19 protein-coding genes are annotated in these 18632 nt (G+C 64.7%); 9 read left to right on the forward strand and 10 right to left on the reverse strand.

Annotation, left to right across the window (positions count from 1 at the left end; all coding sequences use genetic code 11):
• Window positions 1-37 precede the first annotated feature (37 nt).
• From BMI89_RS01985 to BMI89_RS02020, 8 genes are all read left to right on the forward strand, one after another.
• The gene (locus BMI89_RS01985) at window positions 38-1000 is read left to right on the forward strand and encodes a MurR/RpiR family transcriptional regulator (protein WP_078569631.1); all 963 of its coding nucleotides are present in this window, start codon (window positions 38-40) and stop codon (window positions 998-1000) included.
• 115 nt (window positions 1001-1115) lie between these two features.
• Window positions 1116-2183 carry a substrate-binding domain-containing protein gene (locus BMI89_RS01990; RefSeq protein WP_078519866.1) on the forward strand — a complete coding sequence of 356 codons (1068 nt, stop codon included), beginning with the start codon at window positions 1116-1118 and terminating at the stop codon, window positions 2181-2183.
• A 47-nt stretch (window positions 2184-2230) separates the two neighbouring features.
• Window positions 2231-3316 (forward strand): ABC transporter ATP-binding protein, encoded by a 1086-nt coding sequence (locus BMI89_RS01995; protein ID WP_078569764.1) that lies wholly within the window; start codon window positions 2231-2233, stop codon window positions 3314-3316.
• Window positions 3313-4164 (forward strand): ABC transporter permease, encoded by an 852-nt coding sequence (locus BMI89_RS02000; RefSeq protein ID WP_078569632.1) that lies wholly within the window; start codon window positions 3313-3315, stop codon window positions 4162-4164. The genes BMI89_RS01995 and BMI89_RS02000 overlap by 4 nt, the downstream gene beginning before the upstream one ends.
• A gap of 1 nt (window position 4165) precedes the next feature.
• Entirely contained in the window at window positions 4166-4942 is a 777-nt protein-coding gene (locus tag BMI89_RS02005) for an ABC transporter permease (protein WP_078569633.1), read from the forward strand.
• 29 nt (window positions 4943-4971) lie between these two features.
• Window positions 4972-6207: a diaminopropionate ammonia-lyase gene (locus BMI89_RS02010; protein WP_078569765.1), complete on the forward strand. Its 1236-nt coding sequence runs from the start codon at window positions 4972-4974 to the stop codon at window positions 6205-6207.
• Window positions 6204-7475: a Zn-dependent hydrolase gene (locus BMI89_RS02015; RefSeq protein ID WP_078569634.1), complete on the forward strand. Its 1272-nt coding sequence runs from the start codon at window positions 6204-6206 to the stop codon at window positions 7473-7475. Before BMI89_RS02010 ends, BMI89_RS02015 begins: the two co-directional genes overlap by 4 nt.
• Window positions 7472-8386, forward strand: coding sequence for an N-carbamoyl-D-amino-acid hydrolase (locus tag BMI89_RS02020; protein ID WP_078545840.1), 915 nt, complete (start codon window positions 7472-7474; stop codon window positions 8384-8386). Before BMI89_RS02015 ends, BMI89_RS02020 begins: the two co-directional genes overlap by 4 nt.
• A 28-nt stretch (window positions 8387-8414) precedes the next feature.
• Here the strand turns inward: BMI89_RS02020 and BMI89_RS02025 are convergent, their stop codons facing one another.
• Entirely contained in the window at window positions 8415-8831 is a 417-nt protein-coding gene (locus BMI89_RS02025; RefSeq protein WP_078545838.1) for a hypothetical protein, read from the reverse strand.
• 373 nt (window positions 8832-9204) lie between these two features.
• On the opposite strand from BMI89_RS02025, the gene BMI89_RS20795 reads away from it, so the two are divergent.
• A complete protein-coding gene (locus BMI89_RS20795; protein ID WP_158522086.1) occupies window positions 9205-9351 on the forward strand; it encodes a hypothetical protein in 147 nt (48 codons plus the stop codon).
• Window positions 9352-9388: 37 nt separating this feature from the next.
• Here BMI89_RS20795 and BMI89_RS02030 read toward each other — a convergent pair whose 3' ends face one another.
• The 9 genes from BMI89_RS02030 to BMI89_RS02070 form a co-directional block, all read right to left on the reverse strand.
• Window positions 9389-11905: a cation:proton antiporter gene (locus tag BMI89_RS02030; protein WP_078569635.1), complete on the reverse strand. Its 2517-nt coding sequence runs from the start codon at window positions 11903-11905 to the stop codon at window positions 9389-9391.
• 125 nt (window positions 11906-12030) lie between these two features.
• Complete coding sequence (gene wrbA, locus BMI89_RS02035; RefSeq protein ID WP_078569636.1) at window positions 12031-12624, reverse strand: NAD(P)H:quinone oxidoreductase; 594 nt, start codon at window positions 12622-12624, stop codon at window positions 12031-12033.
• Window positions 12625-12668: 44 nt separating this feature from the next.
• Entirely contained in the window at window positions 12669-13577 is a 909-nt protein-coding gene (locus tag BMI89_RS02040; RefSeq protein WP_078569637.1) for a pirin family protein, read from the reverse strand.
• A gap of 173 nt (window positions 13578-13750) precedes the next feature.
• Window positions 13751-15322 carry a GMC family oxidoreductase gene (locus BMI89_RS02045; RefSeq protein WP_078569638.1) on the reverse strand — a complete coding sequence of 524 codons (1572 nt, stop codon included), beginning with the start codon at window positions 15320-15322 and terminating at the stop codon, window positions 13751-13753.
• Between the two features lie 11 nt (window positions 15323-15333).
• Window positions 15334-15858, reverse strand: a complete 525-nt coding sequence (locus tag BMI89_RS02050) for a Twin-arginine translocation pathway signal (RefSeq protein ID WP_078569639.1) — start codon at window positions 15856-15858, stop codon at window positions 15334-15336.
• 36 nt (window positions 15859-15894) lie between these two features.
• Complete coding sequence (locus tag BMI89_RS02055; protein WP_078545828.1) at window positions 15895-16290, reverse strand: VOC family protein; 396 nt, start codon at window positions 16288-16290, stop codon at window positions 15895-15897.
• A gap of 114 nt (window positions 16291-16404) precedes the next feature.
• Window positions 16405-16698, reverse strand: coding sequence for a ribbon-helix-helix domain-containing protein (locus BMI89_RS02060; RefSeq protein ID WP_078530393.1), 294 nt, complete (start codon window positions 16696-16698; stop codon window positions 16405-16407).
• A 124-nt stretch (window positions 16699-16822) separates the two neighbouring features.
• Window positions 16823-17887: an FAD-dependent oxidoreductase gene (locus tag BMI89_RS02065; RefSeq protein WP_078569640.1), complete on the reverse strand. Its 1065-nt coding sequence runs from the start codon at window positions 17885-17887 to the stop codon at window positions 16823-16825.
• Window positions 17888-17920: 33 nt separating this feature from the next.
• Window positions 17921-18589, reverse strand: coding sequence for a cupin domain-containing protein (locus BMI89_RS02070; RefSeq protein WP_078569641.1), 669 nt, complete (start codon window positions 18587-18589; stop codon window positions 17921-17923).
• Window positions 18590-18632 lie beyond the last annotated feature (43 nt).

Raw genomic sequence — 18632 nt, forward strand, 5'->3', positions numbered from 1 at the left:
CCGCCGCACACAGGCATCGCTTGAAAAGCGCGCCCGCATGCAACAAGACTTGGGCTCGAGCAGAAACGAGGCCGATGTGACGCAAGAGATGTCCCCCGAGGCGCAACCCGGGCCGGGAGATGACCCGATCGACATGCGGATCATGGCGATTTTTCCCGAGTTGACCCCCAGCGAGAAACGCCTTGCCGAGGTCGTGCTCGAAGCGCAGTCGACCCTGTCGAGCTATACGGCTGCGGAGCTGGCCGAGAGCGCGGGGATTTCCTCTGCCACGGCGGCGCGCTTCTTCAAGCGGCTGGGCTATCGCAATTACAACGAGGCGCGGCTGCATTCGCGGCGCAACGGAAGCTGGGGCTCGCCGCTGAGCGAGTTGAGCGACGGTACCGAGCCGGGACAGCTGGCCGATCACTTCGCGCAGGATATGCAGAATCTGACCCGTAGCACCGAGATCCTGTCCGAAGAGGCGGTCGCCGATGCGGTCGAGCATCTCGCCTCGGCGCGCCGGATCTGGGTGCTGGGCTATCGGAATTCGCGGGCGCTCGCGATCTATGCCCGCGCCTTGCTGCTCAATCTGAAATCGGACGTGCAGCTTCTGCCCTATGAGGGCGCGTCGCTCGCCGAGGATGTCGCAGGGTTCGCACCGGGCGATGTGCTGCTGGCGATCGGGCTGCGCCGCAGGCCGCGCGCGCTGGGAGAGGTGATGACCGTCGCGCGCGAGGCGAGCATCCCGACGATCCTGATCGGCGATCCCACCGTGGCGCAGACCGCGCGCCACGCGACGATCACCCTGCGCTGCCACAATCGCGGGCAAGGCATCTTCGACAGCACCGTCGTCGCGATGAGCCTGATCAACTTCCTCTGCTCGAGCCTTGTCGACTCGCTGGGCCCGGAAGTGCGTACCCGACTCGCCCGGATCGAGGACCTTCATGCGCGCTTTGACGACCTCGGACCGCCCCCGGAGAGCCTTGAGGCGCTCACCAAGGCTGCAAAACAGGACAAATAGCGCCCAAAAACTGCGCATGGCCTGAATGAAAGCGTATTTTCATTTTTAGCATTTTGTGAAATAATTCTTTCCTGCGAAGGTGACCTCGCCATCTCATGCAGCGAAAGGATATGCCATGGATCGCCGACTATTCCTGAAATCTGCGCTTGCGGGCACCGCTCTCGGGGCGTTCGGCCCGGCGGGACGAGCGCTGGCCGCGACCGATCTTCTTTGGATGACCTGGGAGAACCTCGCGAAAGACGACTATCTCGCGCCCTTCCTCGACAGCCATGACGTCGACCTGACGAAGACCTTCATCGGCACCGATGACGAGCAATTCGCGAAACTGCGCGCCGGCGGGGCCTCCTCGGTCGACCTGATCACGCCCGGTCTCGACAAGGTTTCCTACTACACCGCCTCGGACCTTCTGCAGCCGATCGACTTCGACAAGGTGCCGAACGCGAAGCTCCTCTACGACACGTTCAAGAAGACCGATCTGGGCAAGACGGACGGCCAGACCTACGGCATCCCCTTCTATTGGGGCATCAACCCGATCGTCTATCGCGCCGACCTGATGGATGAAGAGCCCGACTGGTCGGTCTTCTTCGAGGGCGACAAATACAACGGCAAGCTCGCGATGCGCGACTACGCGCTCGAAGGGATCATGATCGCTGCGATGTATCTGGGCATTCCGCGCGACGAAATGTTCACGATGGACGACAAGCAGCTCGCCGAAGTGAAAAAGGTGCTGATGATCCAGAAGAGCAAACTGCGCACTTACTGGAACTCCATCGGCGACCTGACCAACCTTTTCGCGACCGGCGAAGTGGTCTGCGCCTTCTCCTGGGTGCCGCCCTATTACGACCTGAAGGAAAAGGGTCTCGAAATGGGCATGGCCAAGCCCAAGCAGGGCGTCATCGGCTGGTGCGATACGATTGCCGTGCCGAAGGGCGTCGAGGGCGCGCGCCGGGACTCGGTCTTCGAACTGGTGAACTACCTGCTCGGCCCGACTTACGGCAAAATGCTCGCCTATGGCGGTCCCTATGCGCAATCGACCTCCGCCGCGCGCGACGAGATCGACGAAGCCCAGCAGGAGAAGATCTTCATCAAGGACCTGTCGGTGATGGATAACTTCGTCTGGAAGCAAAATCCGCCGCGCTACAACGACTGGGTCGCACTCTGGAACGAAGTGAAGGCCAGCTAAGAATGACCGAGGCAGGTTCCGGGCCGACGGGTGGGCAGGGGCAGACAATGCCCCTGCTCCGCGCGCGTGCCCTGTGTAAGACATATGGCACCGTGCAGGCCGTGCGCGGTGTGAATTTCCGGCTCGACGAGAATTCCTACGTCACGCTGCTGGGGCCTTCGGGCTGCGGCAAGACCTCGATCCTGCGCATGATCGGCGGGTTCGAGGAGGTGAGCGAGGGGATGCTCGAGCTTGACGGCAAGAAGATCAACGACGTGTCCGCAAGCGCCCGCCCGATCAACACCGTCTTCCAGAGCTACGCCCTCTTCCCACATCTGAGCGTGTTGGAAAACGTGGGCTTCGGGTTGCGCTACAAGGGGCTGAGCCGCAAACAAGAACGCGAGAAGGCCCGCGCGGCGCTGGAAACCGTGCAGATGACCGCGATGGCGGATCGTCGCCCGCGCCAGCTCTCGGGCGGGCAGCAACAGCGCGTGGCGCTGGCCCGCGCGATTGCCAACGAGCCGCGTCTGCTACTTCTGGACGAGCCGCTCTCCGCGCTCGACCGGCGGATGCGCAAGGACATGCAGATCGAGCTGAAAGACCTGCAGCGTCGGCTGAAAATGACCTTTCTCCATGTCACCCACGATCAGGAAGAGGCCTTCGCGCTCTCGGACTGGATCATCGTGATGCGTGACGGGATCATCGAACAACAAGGCGCGCCGGATACGATTTATCGCCGCCCCGAGACCGCCTATGTGGCCGATTTCATCGGCGGCGCGGCCTGCGTGCCGGGCAAGATCACCGACACCGCCATCGGCGCCTATGAGATCGAGACCCCCTTGGGCCAGTTCGCGACACCCGGCGTGCGCGGCCTCAAAGCCGGCTCTCCCGCCGTGCTGTGCCTGCGCCCCGAGCAACTGTTCCTCGACCCGCAGGGCCGGATTTCCGCGCGCGTGACCCATGCCGTTTATCGCGGCGCGGAGTGGCTGGTGGAAGCCGAGGCCGCGGGCATCACGCTGGCGCTGACCGTCGGCCATGACGACGTGCCCGAGATCGGTGCGAAGATCCGCATCGGTTTCGACCCCGCGCAGGTCTGGATCGCGCGGCCCGAGGCCGAACAGAGGGCGGACCGGTCCACGGAGGCCAAGCCATGAGCCTGCGCGTCGGCACGCTCCTCGCCGCCCCGGTGACGGCCTTCCTGCTGGCGCTTTGCGTGGCGCCGCTGCTGATCCTGTTCGCCTACAGCTTCTTCCGCGTCGATTTCGTCGCGATCTCCTACGACCCGTCCTTCGCCAATTACGCAAAGATCGCGGGCTCTGCGACCTATCGCGGGCTGATCCTGAAAGCCTTCGGCTCGGGTGCGCTCGTCGTCGCGATCACCGCCGTGATCGGCTACCCGGTCGCGTGGTTCCTTGCCAAACGCGCGGGCGCGATGAAATCCGCGCTGCTGACGCTGCTGCTCGTGCCGCTTTATTCCGGCGATCTGGTGCGGGTGTTTGCGTGGCGCGTGCTTCTGGGGGCCGAGGGTGTCATCAACCGCTCGCTGATCTGGGCAGGCGTCACCGACGCGCCCATTCAGGGGCTGCTGTTTTCACCGCTCGCGACCCATATCGCGCTGACCTACAACTACCTGCCCTTCATGGTGATCGGGCTTTGGCTCGCCTTCGAGAGCCTCGATGACGCCTGGCTGGAAGCCGCCGCCGATCTGGGCGCGCGCAGCCCCAGCCGTTTTGCCCGCGTGACCCTGCCGCTGACCTTCCCCGGCCTCGTCGCAGGCGGGCTGATGGTCTTCGTGATGGTGGTGGGCGATTACCTCACGCCGCAACTGCTGGGCGGGGCCTCGGGGATCACCGTGATCTCGGCGATCAACGACCTCTTCGGCACCGCCTTCGACTGGCCGCTGGGCTCAGCCATCGCCTGGACGATGCTCGCGATCCTGATGGCTTTCTTCGCCATGGGTGCGATGCTGATCCGCCGTTCCAGCCTTGTGGGAGGGTCCTGACATGTCGCGCCTCTCCACGCTTTGGGTCTGGGCGGTCTTCGCCTTCATGTATCTGCCGATCGCGATGATCGCGCTGTTTTCGGTCAACGATTCCAAGATCATGTCCCTGCCCTTCTCGGGCTTCACCCTGAAATGGTATGCCGAGGTGATGGGCGACGGGCGTCTGGGCGGGGGCTTCCTGACCACGCTCAGCGTCGCCTTCCCCGTCGCGATCTGCGCGACGCTTCTGGGCGGGCTCGCAGCGCTTGCGATCAGCTTCTACCCGATGCGCGGACGCGGCATCTTCGCGGTGCTGCTGCTCGCGCCCTTCCTGATCCCGAAGCTGATCCTCGCCGTGGCGCAGCTGATCATGTTCAACGAGACCGGGGTGGCGCGCAGCCTGCTGACGGTGATCACCGCGCAGACGGTGATCGTGCTGCCCTTCTCGACGCTGGTGATCGCCTCGGTGCTGATCCGGATCGACCGTGGACTGCTGGAAGCGGCCGCCGATCTGGGCGCCTCGGGCCTCTCGGCCTTCCGCCGGGTGGTGCTGCCGCTGATGGCGAACGGGCTGATGGCGTCGTGGGTCGTGGCCTTCGTGCTGTCCTCGGCCGAATACGTCCTGACCGCTTTCGTCTCGGGCCGCGCGCAACCGCTTTCGGTGCTCGTCGCCTCCGATTTCCGCTTCGCGCTCTCTCCCTCACTCAACGCGCTCGCCGTGATGATCGTGTTCGGCAACATCGCCCTCGTGGCGCTGGCCGAGCTGATCCGCCGCCGCGCCTCCAAGACGGGGGCCTAAGCGCGATGACCAACCACAAGGACCCCACCATGATTTTCGAAAATGCCCTCGGAGAGGGGCAATCCAACGAGCTCATTCTGAACCCGCATTACGACACTGCGAAAGGCTATGGGCCCAAGCAGGAAGCCGTTCTGAACGACGCGGCCTTCGATCTGGCCAAGCGCACGATTTCTTCGTGGGAGGGCTATGCGCCGACGCCCCTCGTCTCGCTGCCCGCAATGGCGGCAAAGGCGGGCGTGGCCGAGATTCAGTTCAAGGATGAGGGCGGGCGCTTCGGTCTGGGCAGCTTCAAAGCCCTGGGCGGCGCCTATGCGGTGCTGCGGCTTCTGGCCCGCGAGATCGCGAAGGCGAAAGACATCCCCGAACCCAGCGCCGAAGACATCGTGGCAGGCGAATATGCCGATATCGTCTCGCAACTGACCGTCTGCTGCGCCACGGACGGCAATCACGGGCGCTCGGTCGCATGGGGGGCGCAACGCTTCGGCTGCCGCTGTGTGATCTTCATCCACGCCACCGTCTCCGAAGGCCGCAAGGAAGCGATCGAGGCCTATGGCGCCGAGGTCCGCCGCTGCGCAGGCAATTACGACGACAGCGTCCGCGAGGCGCAAGAGACCGCAACGCGCGAGGGTTGGTTCGTCGTCTCCGACACTTCCTATCCGGGCTATACCGAGATCCCGAAAGACGTGATGCAGGGCTATGAGCTGATGGCGGCGGAAGCGGCCGATACGCTTGGCACCCCGCCCACCCATATCTTCATCCAGACCGGCGTCGGCGGGCTGGCGGCGGCGGTCGCAGCCCAATTCGCGCGCCGCTATGGCCCCGAGGCCCCGCGCGTGATCCTTGCCGATCCCGACCAATCGGCCTGCTGGCTCGAGACGATCCGCGAAAGCAAACCCACCGCCGTCGAGGGCGATCTGGACACGCTGATGGCAGGTCTGGCCTGTGGCGAGGTCTCGCTGCTGGCGTGGGACGTGCTGGAGCCGCTGACCTTCGCGGTGATGTCCGTGGCCGACCCGGATGCCGTTGCGGTGATGCGCGCGCTGGCCAACCCCGAGGGGGGCGATCCGCCGGTGGCCGCCGGAGAATCCGCCGTGGCGGGGCTCGCAGCCTTCCTCGCCGCCGCCGAGAATGATGCGGCGCGCGCAGCCCTCGGGATCGACGCGAACTCGCGCATCCTGTGTTTCGGCACGGAAGGCGACACCGATGCCGCGCTGTTCAAAACCCTCGTCGGCCGCAGCGCCGCCGAAGTTCGGGGCGCGGCATGAGTATCGCGATCGACATCGAGCGCCTGATGGCGCGGCTGGAACGGCTGGGACAGATCGGCGCCCTGCCCGGCGGCGGCGTGAAGCGCCTCGCACTTTCCCCTGAAGACGCCGAAGGCCGTGCTCTCGTGATGCGCTGGATGCGCGAGCTGGGCCTTGAGATCACCACGGACGTCATCGGCAATTGCTGGGGCATCCGCGCGGGCGAGGAAGACGGCCCGCCGGTTCTGATAGGCTCGCATATCGATACGGTCGCGACGGGCGGTCTCTATGACGGCAGCCTCGGTGTATTGGCCGGGCTGGAAGTGATCGAGGCGCTCAATGCGGCTGGCGCGCGCACCCGCCGCCCCGTTGCGGTCGCGTTCTTCACCAATGAGGAAGGCGCGCGCTTCGCCCCGGACATGATGGGCTCGGGCGTGGCGCAAGGCGCGCTGCCGCTCGACGAGATGCTGGAGGTGGAAGGCATCGACGGGGTGCGCCTGCGCGATGCGCTCGCCGCCATCGATGCCGCAGGCCGCGCCCCGGTCGGCGCGCTGAAACCCCATAGCTATCTGGAGCTGCATATCGAGCAGGGCCCGGTGCTGGAGACCGAGGAGCTGCAGATCGGCGTCGTCACCGGCGTGCAGGGCATTTCCTGGACCGAGATCACCGTCACGGGCGCCTCGGCTCATGCGGGCACGACGCCGATGGCGCTGCGCCATGATGCAGGCGCGGTGGCGGCACGGATCGCGGTCGAGGCGCAGCAGATCGCGGCAGACCACGGCCCGCCGCAGGTCGCGACCGTGGGTCGGATGCGCGTCTCGCCCGATCTGGTGAACGTGGTGCCGCAGGAAGCGGTGATGACCGTCGATCTACGCCATACCGACGAGGCCACACTGCAAAAGGCCGAGACCCGGCTCTGGCGCGCCGCGCAGGATTTCGCACGCGCCGGGGGCTGCGCGATCACCCGCCGGACACTGGCCCGCTTCGAGCCGGTGGAGTTCGACCCCGCGTTGGTGGACAGCGTCGAGGCCGCCGCCCATGCGCGCGGGCTGGGCCATCGCCGGATGCCCTCGGGCGCGGGCCATGACGCGCAGATGTTCGCGCCGAATTGCCCCTCGGCCATGATCTTCGTGCCCTCGCAGGACGGGGTCAGCCACAACATTCACGAATATACCGCCCCCTCGGACATCGCGGGCGGGGCACAGGTGCTGATGGATGTCGTCTGCCAGCAGGCGGAGCTTCAGAACGCGCCCGAATTTCAAACGACCGAGACAGGACAATTGCCATGACCCGCAAATTCATTGCCGCCGCCGCACAGCTTGGACCGATTGCGCGTGACGAGCCGCGCGCCTCCGCCGTGGCGCGGATGCAGAAGCTTTTGATCGACGCCCATCGGCGCGGCGCGGAACTGGTCGTCTTTCCCGAACTGGCGCTGACCACCTTCTTCCCGCGCTGGCTGATCGAGGACGAGGCCGAGCTCGACGCATTCTACGAGACCGAGATGCCGAACGCGGAGGTGCAGCCGCTGTTCGACACTGCCCGCGAGCTCGGCGTCGGCTTCTATCTCGGCTATGCGGAGATCGCCTACGAGAACGGCGAGAAGCGCCGGTTCAACACTTCGATCACCGTCGACAAGACCGGCCAGATCATAGGCAAATATCGAAAGATCCACCTGCCCGGCCATCCCGAATACGAAGACTGGCGCCCCTTCCAGCATCTGGAGAAGCGCTATTTCGAGCATGGTAATCTGGGCTTTGGCGTCTTCGACGGCTTCGGCGGCAAGCTGGGTATGTGCCTGTGCAACGACCGCCGCTGGCCCGAGACTTTCCGCGTGCTCGGTCTGCGCGGGGCGGAACTGGTGATGCTGGGCTACAATACGCCGGTGCATTACCCGCTCGCGCCCGAGCATGATCACCTGCAGGACTTCCACAACCACCTGTCGATGCAGGCGGGCGCCTATGCGAACGGGTGCTGGGTGATCGGCACCGCGAAAGCGGGGCGCGAAGAGGGCTGTGATCTGATCGGCGGCACATGCATCATCGCGCCCACCGGCGAGATCATCGCCAAGACCCAAGGGTTCGGCGATGAGCTGGCGATGGCCGAAATCGACCTCGACCGCTGCCGCGAGCTGCGTGAGAACGTCTTCAACTTCGCGCTTCACCGCGAACCCGAGGACTACCGCGACATCTGCGCGGGATAAGAAAGTCGATGAGGGTAAAGACTACCGATCAGTGCAGCGGCGCATTCGAGGCCGCGAGCTGTTCCGCATATGCGCCCCGAACCTTGAGCGACGAGAGCATCGGCTGGGACTGCATGATGTAGCCCTCGAGGAAGGTGACGAGCGCGATGCGCCACCGGCGTTCGATCTCGATATAGGGATCGGAGGTAGCGTAGGAACTCACGTTGACGGAGACCGAGAATTTCTGCGGATCGAAAGTCGCGCGTTGGTCGAGCAATTCGGTGCGCAAGGCCGGGGTGAACACCTTTTCCGGCTGCGCCAGTGTCGCCAAGCCTTTCAAGTTGATCGAGTCCCCGAGAGCGTCACGGGTGTCGTCCTGGAAATTAAGGGAGAATTTGCCCACTTCAGCCACACCGCGCTCATCAAGCTTAACCAACAATTCAAGCGACACGTGTTTAACATTCATAATCAATACCTCCGTTGGGCGCGAGTGGCTCCGAATGGACCTGTGCGGCTCGCCTACGACGGCTGGATCACATGCAAGAGCGGCGATGTTGTGACTTGAATTGGGCAACTATGTCAAAGTTAGTTTCTGACGCTGCGTGATCTTTCGAGCTGACGATCAGGTCTCCATCTGCGGGGCCTGCCATCGAGAAATACCCTTGCGGCAATCTCCCGCTCATGTGCGCCGGGAAATCCTCTGCGTGGCGCCGCTGCGTCAGTGGCACTAAATACATCCACAGCAAAAGAAAAATATTGTCGCGCCCCACGGTGCGCCTCAAATAATTGAACTGGTCCGTTCACTTTGAGGACCCGAGTCGTTTTGAAAGGAACCCGACATGCAAAGCCCGATGAAGAAAAAGGCCGTACTCGCTCTGGTCGCATGCTGCGCCATGGGCATTCTGGCCGCCTGCGCCCAAACCGAGGGCACGGCGACCGCTGCAAACGTTCCGAACATGAAGGCGAACATCGAAAACCCGATGTAAGCGAGCGGAGCTGTCTTACGGCACCAAAGCCGACCCGCTACTGACGCGCCCTCTCGACATCCGCGAGGAGCGCGTCAGGAGCGATCCCGCGTTTCTCCGCACTGGCGCGGACGGCTTGCTGCAGTGATTTGCTACGGCTCAGCAGACGACGGAAGCGGGCTTCGTCCAATTCCAGAAGGGTCGACGGGGTGATCGCGCGCACTTCGGTCCTGCGCGTCCGTCTCATCAGGATCGATAGCTGACCGAACATCTCGCCGCGACCCAGCCGCCACGTCTGGTTGGCCGCCTCCACCTCGACGGCCCCGGAGGCGATGAAGAACACGCTTTTCGCGACGCTGTCGCGGCCGAGAATGACCTCCCCCGCATTGGCGTGCCGCGCCTTGAGCAAACGGCTCAAGCGTTTCTGGTCCCGGGCATCGAGACCGGAGAACAGCGGAAACTGCCGCACGAGTTCGATGCGCCGCAGCGCGATATCGAGCTTGGGGCGATCCTCCGCGCGCGACCGCTTCTGCGCAAGGGCGGCCCGGAGCTTGGTGTAGACCTCATCGCCGATCAGGCCGTCTTCGCGCATCGTCTCGTATTCGCGCTCCTCCAGCCGCAGCGCGGTCCGACGAATGATGCGTCGTTCGAGCTCTTCGGCGTAGCCGGGATATTGCAGACGCAGCCCCTGCAGCGCGGTTTCGACGATTTCGATGCGGCGCGACAGCAGGTCAGAGAGCAGGTCGCTCACGCGCTTGCCATGAATGCGGCGGATGCGGCCGCTGATGAAGCCGCCGAGATCGCGCAGTACCAGCCGCTGCGACAGGAGCATCTCGAACCGGTCCGCCGTCATCCGCGCGAGGGGGCGCGACAGGTGGAGGCGGCGATGCAGGATATTCGCGACGCGGAAGCCGAAGCCATATTTGACGCTGCGCCGCGCGATCCGGTTATAGCCGTGCCGCCCGTCCGCGCGTGCGCCCTCGATCAGACGGTCGGCATTCGACAGAACCTGTTCGGCGATGCGAGAGGCGATCGTCCGCTCCCGCACCCGCATCAGGATGGTGTCGCGTTCATGGCCGGCGAGCGCGATGAGCCCCAGGGTGATGCGGTCGCGGTCGTGGATGTCCTGACTGTCGTCGGCGGCCTTGACCGCGCCCTCCAGCCGCTCCCCGAACCGCTTGGCTTCGGAGCGGACGACGTCTCGGCTGAGTTCGTAATTCTCGGTGGTCCGCGCGAGGTCTTCGCGCACTTTCTGCAGCGAGACGGCGACCACCTGACGCGACAGCGCATCGTCGATCGGCGACAGCCGGTCCAGCCCCAGCCGACCGATGATCCAGCGCAACGTGGTGCCCTGCCCGATCAGCGTGAACAGGGTGAAGCCGGTGGCGAGGATGCCGACCATGCGCTGAACCTCGTCGGGGACGCGGAAACTCTCGGTCACGGCCAGCGCCAGCGCGAGGGTCACCGCCCCACGCAATCCGCCCCAGAGGATGGCGACCCGATAGGGCCGCTCGACCGTGGGCGAGACCCGCAGCGCCGTAAGCAGCGGCAGAAGACCGAAGAGGATCACCGCGCGCGCGAAAATGGACGCGAGGACCACAATACCGACGAGGGCGATATCCCCGATCCGGATCTCCTCCAGAAGTCGCGGGATCAACAGCGCCGCCAGAACGAAGATGAGGGCCCCCGCCCAATGCGCCAGGACGCCCCAGAGCTCGCGCAGATTGATCCATGTCTGCGGTTGCAGACGTCCGGGCCCGGTCAGGTTCAGCGTCAGACCGGCGGCAACCACCGCGATGACACCCGAGGCGCCGATGCTTTGCTCCGCGCCGATATAGGCCAGGTAAGGCAGTGCCACCGAAATCGAGAGCTGGGCAAGCTCATGGCGCCGGAAGAACGACATCATCCCGACGGCGATACGCGCGACCAGCCAGCCGGTGAACGCGCCCCCGAGGATGAGATAGGGGAACCGGGCGAGCGCATCGCCGAGCTTCGGATCGGGCACGCCCATCATCACGAAGCCCATGAAAAGCCCGAACAGCGCGATGGCTGCCGCATCGTTCAGCAGGCTTTCCCCTTCGATGATCCGCGACAGCCTGCGCGGGGCAGAGATCGAGCGGAAGATCGAGACGACGGCGGACGGGTCGGTCGTGGACACGATCGCGCCGATGAGCAGGCACGCGGTGAGCGGGATCGAACTGACCCAGGACAGCGCGTAGCCGACGCTGAGGGTGGCCGCGACGACCGCCACCACCGCAAGCATCAGGATGGGAACCCAGTCGTCCAGCATCCTGCGCAGGTCCATGCCCAGCGTCGCCTGAAAGAGCAGCGTGGGCAGGAACACGTAGAGAAACACGTTCGAGCGGATCGGCAGGTTCAGGATCGCTTCCGCCACCGGATTGAGCGCGTCGGTCAGCTCGGTCCGGAGGAAAAACACAGCCGCCACACCGATGAGAATACCGATGCCCGCGAGGATCACGCTGAAGGGCAGACGCAGCCGCGCTGCCAATGGCTCCGCCACCCCGATGACGAGGAAAAGCGACGCGACAATCGTGGTGATGACGACGATATCCATTCAGTCGAAATACCACGCTGATCGGCGGACGCACGGGGAATTGAAAGGTTTCGACACTTTGCGATCGGGAGACAAGCACGCCCCCGCCGAGAGAGGTGGGGGCGCTTAATGGACGTTAAGTCAGATCAGGCGACGAGTTTCGCCGTCATCTCGACGAGGCGTTTCGCCTGATGGGCGACCGCGGCCTTGCCAGCCTCGTCGACGCCCCCGGCATTGGTCGAGAAGCCGTAGGGGTTGCCGCCCGCATTGAAGATCGCCTCGTCGGTATAGCCCGGCGGAACGATGACGCAGCCCCAATGCATGGCCGTGGTGTAGAGGCCGAGGATGGTCGCTTCCTGCCCGCCATGTGCGTTCTGCGCGCTGGTCGTCGCGGTGAAGGTCTTGTTTGCGAGCTTGCCTGCGCCCCAGAGACCGCCCAGCGTGTCGATGAAGGCGCGCATCTGGCTTGCAGAGACGCCGTAGCGGGTCGGTCCGGAGAAGAAATAGCCCTCGGCCCACTCCATGTCGTCGGCGGTCACTTCCGGAATGTCGCTCATCTTCTCGAGCTGGTTCTTCCAGGCGTCCTGCCCTTCGACGACGGCTTTCGGGGCGGTCTCGGGAATGCGACGCAGGCGCACTTCGGCTCCGGCAGCCTCGGCGGCTTCCGCAGCCGCCAGCGCGACGGCATGGTTGGTGCCATAGGTGGAATAAAAGACGATTGCGATCTTCGGTTGTGCCATTTCTCTCTCCTGTGTTGGGAAGGGACTGAGGGGCAACGGCGCCCTCAGCCGTGTTTGATGAACGTGCCGTTGTTGAGTTCCGTCAGCGCCTGACGCAGTTCATCCTGCGTGTTCATGACGATGGGGCCGTGCCAAGCGACGGGCTCCTGGATCGGGCGGCCGGTCATCAGCAGGAAACGGAGACCTTCGTCCCCGGCCTGCACCGTGATCTCGTCGCCCGCGCCGAAGCGGACCAGCGTGCGGTTGCCGGTCATGTCGCGGATGTTCAGCTCCTGCCCGCGATATTCCTTCTCGACCTTGATGCCGACGGGATCGCTGGCGTCGCGGAAGGTGCCGGAGCCTGCAAACACATAGGCGAGCGCATTGGAGTGCGTATCGACCGGCAGCACCTTGCGCCGTCCTGCGGGGATCGACACGTCGAGCAGCATCGGATTGGCGGCGATACCGTCGACCGGGCCGGTCTTGCCCCAGAACGAGCCGATGATGACCTTGACGGTCGTGCCATCCTCATCGCCTTCGATCGGAATGTCGCTGCCGGTGATGTCCTGATAGCGCGGCGCCGTCATCTTGAGCGCGCCGGGCAGGTTCGCCCAAAGCTGGAACCCGTGCATCTGCCCCTTGGCATTGCCCGAGGGCATCTCCTGATGGACGATGCCGGAGCCTGCCGTCATCCACTGCACGCTGCCCGCGCCGAGAAGCCCGCGATTGCCGAGCGAATCCGCGTGCTCCACCTGGCCGTCGAGAACATAGGTAATCGTCTCGATGCCCCGATGCGGGTGCCACGGGAAGCCCTTGGAATAAAGGCGCGGATCGTCGTTGCGGAAATCGTCCATCATCAGGAACGGATCGGTCAGCGACGGGTCGCCGAAGCCGAACACGCGATGAAGATGAACGCCAGCGCCTTCGAGCGCGGGCTGCGCTTGGCTGGTGGCCGAGACAGGTCGAAAAGTCATGGGAGCCTCCAAATATCGTTGGTGATAGTGTGGGGCTTCCCGTGGAAATTTGAATTAGCGAAGGTCCCGCATGCCCTGTGCGCAAGCGCGCAGACGGGCAAAGGTTCCGCAAAAAGAACCGGGCCACCCTTCGGCAGCCCGGTCTTCTTTTGCCTTAGCTGACCCTCTTGGGATCAGATGTTACCCTTGGACAGCTCCCCGGCGATGAAATCCGCCTGCCGGATCGCGAGCGCCACGATGGTCAGCGTCGGGTTCTCCGCAGCCCCCGTCGTGAATTGCGAGCCGTCCGAGATGAACAGGTTCGGCACGTCATGGGTCTGGCCGTGCTTGTTCACCACCCCGTCGCGCGGGTTCTCGGACATCCGGTTGGTGCCGAGGTTATGCGTCGACGGATAGGGCGGCGTCGGCAGCGTCCGGGTCGCGCCCACCGCCTCGTAGATCGCCTTCCCACGAGCATAAGCGTGATCGCGCATCGCCCGGTCGTTCGGGTGATCGGTGTAGTTCACGTTGGCCACCGGCAGCCCGTACGCGTCCTCGACCGAGTGATTGAGGGTGATGCGGTTGGTCTCCTGCGGCATGTCTTCGCCGACGATCCACATCCCGGCCATGTTCTCGTAGCTGTCGAGCGCCGAGGTGAACTCGCGCCCCCAGCCGCCCGGATCGAGGAAGGCCGCCATGAAGGGCAGACCGAGGCTGAGCGTCTCCAGCTCATACCCGCCCACGAACCCGCGCGAGGGATCGTGGCGCGCCTCGTCGCGGACGATGCCCGCCATCGTCGTGCCACGCCACATCTTCACCGGCTTGTCGAACACGCCATAGACCGAGCCCGTGGTGTGACGCATGTAGTTGCGCCCCACCTGCCCCGAGGAGTTCGCAAGCCCGTCGGGGAACATCGCCGAATGCGAATTCAGGAGCACGCGCGGGCTCTCGATCGAGTTGCCCGCGACGCAGACGATCTTGGCCTTCTGCATCTGCAGATTGCCCTCCTTGTCGAAATACTCGACGCCGGAGGCCATGCCCTGATCGTCATGCAGGATACGCGCCACATGGCAGTGATCGCGCACCTCCAGATTGCCGGTCGCCTCGCCGCGCGGGATGTCGGTATAGGCCGAGGACCACTTGGCGCCCCATTTGCAGCCCTGGAAACAGAAGCCCGTCTGCTGGCACGACATCCGGTCGTCATAGTCGATCGAGTTGATCGCCATATGACCGGTATTCACTTCCTCGTAGCCAAGCGACTTCGCGCCTTTCTCCAGCACCTTGAAGTTGTTGTTGCCCGGTAAGCCCGGACGGTCGCCGGTGCGGGTCACGCCCAGCTTCGCTTCCGCCTTGTCGTAATAGGGCGCAAGCTCCGCCGGATCGATCGGCCAGTCGAGCAGGTTCGCCCCGTCGACATTGCCGTAATGGGTCTTCGTCTTGAACTCGTGGTCCTGAAAGCGAAGGCTCGCGCCGGCCCAGTGGATCGAGGTGCCGCCGACCGCTTTCACGATCCATGCGGGCAGACCCGAGAAGTCCTTCGCCACCCGCCAGTCGCCGCTCGTGGTGCGCGGCTCGGTCCAGGCGAGCTGGCCGAAGCTTTCCCATTCGTCGTTGATGTAATCCTCGGGCAGATAGCGACCGCCCGCTTCGAGCGCCACGACCTTGACGCCCTTCTGCGCTAGCTCGTTTGCCAGCACGCCGCCGCCTGCGCCGGTGCCGATGATGACAACGACGCTGTCGTCGCTCAGATCAAATTTCGCAACCATGTCTGCCTCCCTTACAGCCAGTCGATGTCGTCAAAACCGCGGTTGATGTAGCCGCCCTTGGAATAGGACTCGCCCTCGTAGCCGAAGATCGGCCAGACCGCTTTCTGGTTGTAGAGGCCGGTCACCAGACCGCCCCGGATCTTCTGGAAGAAGGGGCTCTCCTCCATGCCCCGCAGGATCGCGACGCGATCCTTCTCCCAGCCCGTCTCGAGGTAATTCGCGAAGCCTTTGCCGCGTGCCGCCGCATCGAGCGCGGCAATCCCCGCTTCGATTTCGTCAGCTGTATCGGCAGTGTCGTAGCCCTTCACCGCGATGACATAATACTGGTCGTCGATCTTGTCGTGCGGATAGATATCGCGCGCCATCTGCACGAGCGTCGCGAAGGTCGTGGGCTTGAGCGCCGAGAGCTCGGTGGCCCAGGCGGCATTGCGCGCCGCCATGAACCCCGAACCCACGACGAAGCTCGCCCCCGCCACGGTTGCCCGCGCCAGCAGCTGCCGTCTGGTCAGCCCTTTCGAGCTTGCCTTGGTGGTCATTGTCGTCTCCTCCCTGATGTCTCCCTTAGGAAAATCTCACTTGAAGCGGCCTTCGCGCGCGAGCACCTCGATCTGGTATCCGTCCGGATCGGCCACGAAAAAGAACTTCGCGACGACCTCCCCTGCCGGCGCGAATTCCACGAGTTTGCGGGGCGCGAGGCCCTCCGCCTCGAAGCGTTTGTGTTCGGCTTCGAGATCATCGACCGAGACCGCGAAATGGCCGTAGCCATCGCCGAGGTCATAGGGCTCGGTCCGGCCCTTGTTGACGGTGAGTTCCAGTTCGAACTCGCTTTCGGGATTGCTCAGATAGACGAGCGTGAAATCCGGAAAGTCGAGACGGTCGGCGACCTTGAGGCCGAAAGCCTTGTCGTAAAACGCGACCGAGCGGTCCTCGTCGAGGACACGGATCATGGAATGAATGGATTTTGCCACCGGTTGCTCCCGCTGTAGTGCTGTCAGTTGTCCTGAGAGCCTAGCAGCGGGCCGCGGTGGGGCGGGTAGTAGGTCTATACTACCCCTGAAGAATGTTTGACGTCAGGCTTGCGCTTACTCTGCGGCGACCGCGAGCGGGGCACGATCGGTCGAGATTTCCATGAATTTCAGGCACGCACAGCGCAGCAGCGACGTGAAGTTCGACGGCTCCCCGCGCAGCTCCAGCACTTCCGCATGCAGCGTCGAGATAAAGGTCGGCGTGGACACCCCATCGCGCGCGGCGATCTCGTCGAGAATGTCCCAGAATGCGTTCTCGAGCCGGATGCTCGTGCTCTGGCCGTTGAGCCGCAGCCTGCGCGTCTCGCTGGAATAGCGCTCCGGGTCCTGACCCGCAAAAACATGGCACATATCGTCTCTCCTCCCTCAGATCCGATTGCCGAGGCGAACCAAGATTCACCCGAGACTCAAGAATATGGTCAATCCGGGGCGGGTCAATCGTGTTGTGACAGGGCGTAGGGCTGAGCGCGTCGGGCTATGGGGTCGCCGCGAACCCTCCCACGAGGTCACGCGCCACGCGCTCCGCTGCAGCCAGCGCGCCTTCCATGTAGCCGCCCATCTCGGGCGCGGTTTCCGAAGACGCGAGATGCAGGCGGCCCTCATGAAGGCCGCGCAGCACCGGCGGCAGGCCGTAATCGGGGTGGAACCTGAGCGGCTCGAGATCGGCCTCCGTCGCCGTTTCGGGCGCGACAGCCCAGTCTTCGAGCGCATAGGTCAGCGGGTTGGCGGCATCAGAGCCGAAGATCCGGCCCAGTTGTTCGAGTGCTGCAGCTTTGACCACCTCCTCCTGCCCGATCCGCGCCCGCGCCGGCACGCCCAGAAAGCCGAACAGCGCAGCGGGCGCGCCGTCTGGCCCGGACGCATCATGGATTTCCGCCAGAGGGCCGCGCTGGCTCATCGCATCGCCCGACAGCCCGGCCTCGCGCCAGAACGGTCGCTCGTAGAGGGCTGCGAATTTAGCGTGCCCCGCCATCCAAGTCGGGATCGCGCGGAGCGCCTGCGTCTCCGCATCGCTCGGCTGCGGCGCGAAAGACATCTGCGCCGCAATGCGTGGCGGCACGGCCAGCACGACATGCTCCGCCTCGCAGGTCCGGCCGTCCTCGAGCGTGAGAGAGGGCCCTGCCCCGATCCCGACAACGCGCGCCCCGGGATGAAGCTGCGCGGCGGGAAGGTCGGCGGCGAGGGCGTTGGTCAGCGCGACCATGCCGCCTTCGAGACGCCACGACCCCGCCATGCTGGCAAAGCCCATATTGCGGTGAACGTCGCCGCTCGCATCTTCCAGCGACACCGCGCCGTGCGCGAACTGCTCGAACTTGCGCAGGTTCAGCGCCTCGGTGAGCGCGGCGATCCGGGGCTGGCCGGGCCAGAACCATGACGGGCCGAGATCGACGCTGCCCGTTGCGGTCTCGAGCGCCTTGATCCGACCGCCGAAGCGCGGCCGCGCCTCGAACAGTTCGAAAGAGACCCGGCGCGCATGCAGATGCCGCGCGAGCGCTAGGCCCGCGAGCCCGCCCCCCACGATCGCGACCTGCGTTTTCATCGTAGCCTCGTCATTGTGAGAGATCGTTTTCCGTCACTGTTCCGGCGCGGCAACGAAGCGCAGATGCCCCGTCTTGATCCAGAACTCGGCGCCGCCCGGCCCGGCCTGAACCTGCAGCGATTGATCCACGGGCAGGCGCAGCCACGATCCCTCGCGCAAGTCATCGCCACCTTCGGACAGCGTCCCGCCCAGCACGAGCAACTCCATCCCGCCCGGATCATCGAGGGAAAGGGGCGCATCCGGCGCGAGCCGGAAATAGCGGACGAGCTCACGCGCGTCGCGATGAAGTTCAGCGCATTCGACGCCGTCGTCGGTCTGGGTCAGATCGGCCCGCATATCCTTGTGAAACTGGTTGCGGTCGTCCGGGTCGAACTGCCAGAGCTTCACGAAGATCGTGCAGCCACCCTCTGATCCTGGCCGGTGCCGGGTCTGCGGCGGATTGCGCACATAAGTCCCCGCGGGATAATCGCCGCTCTCATCCTGGAACACGCCTTCGAGCACGAGATACTCTTCGCCGCCGCCATGCGTATGCGCCGAGAAACTGTGCCCCGGGGCGAAGCGCACGATGCTCGTCGCCCGCGCCACCTCGTCGCCGATCCGGTCGAGCATCCGCCGCTCGACACCCGCCGACGGCGAGCCGTGCCAGTCGAGCGTGTCGGAATGAACGAGCACGCGCTCCGAGAATTCCGCGTTGATTTCCATGTGCCCTCCGAAATATCTGCCCCAACCCGGGTTGGACTGTCGC

The sequence above is a fragment of the Thioclava sp. F36-7 genome, from assembly GCF_002020075.1.
Lineage (GTDB): Bacteria > Pseudomonadota > Alphaproteobacteria > Rhodobacterales > Rhodobacteraceae > Thioclava > Thioclava sediminum.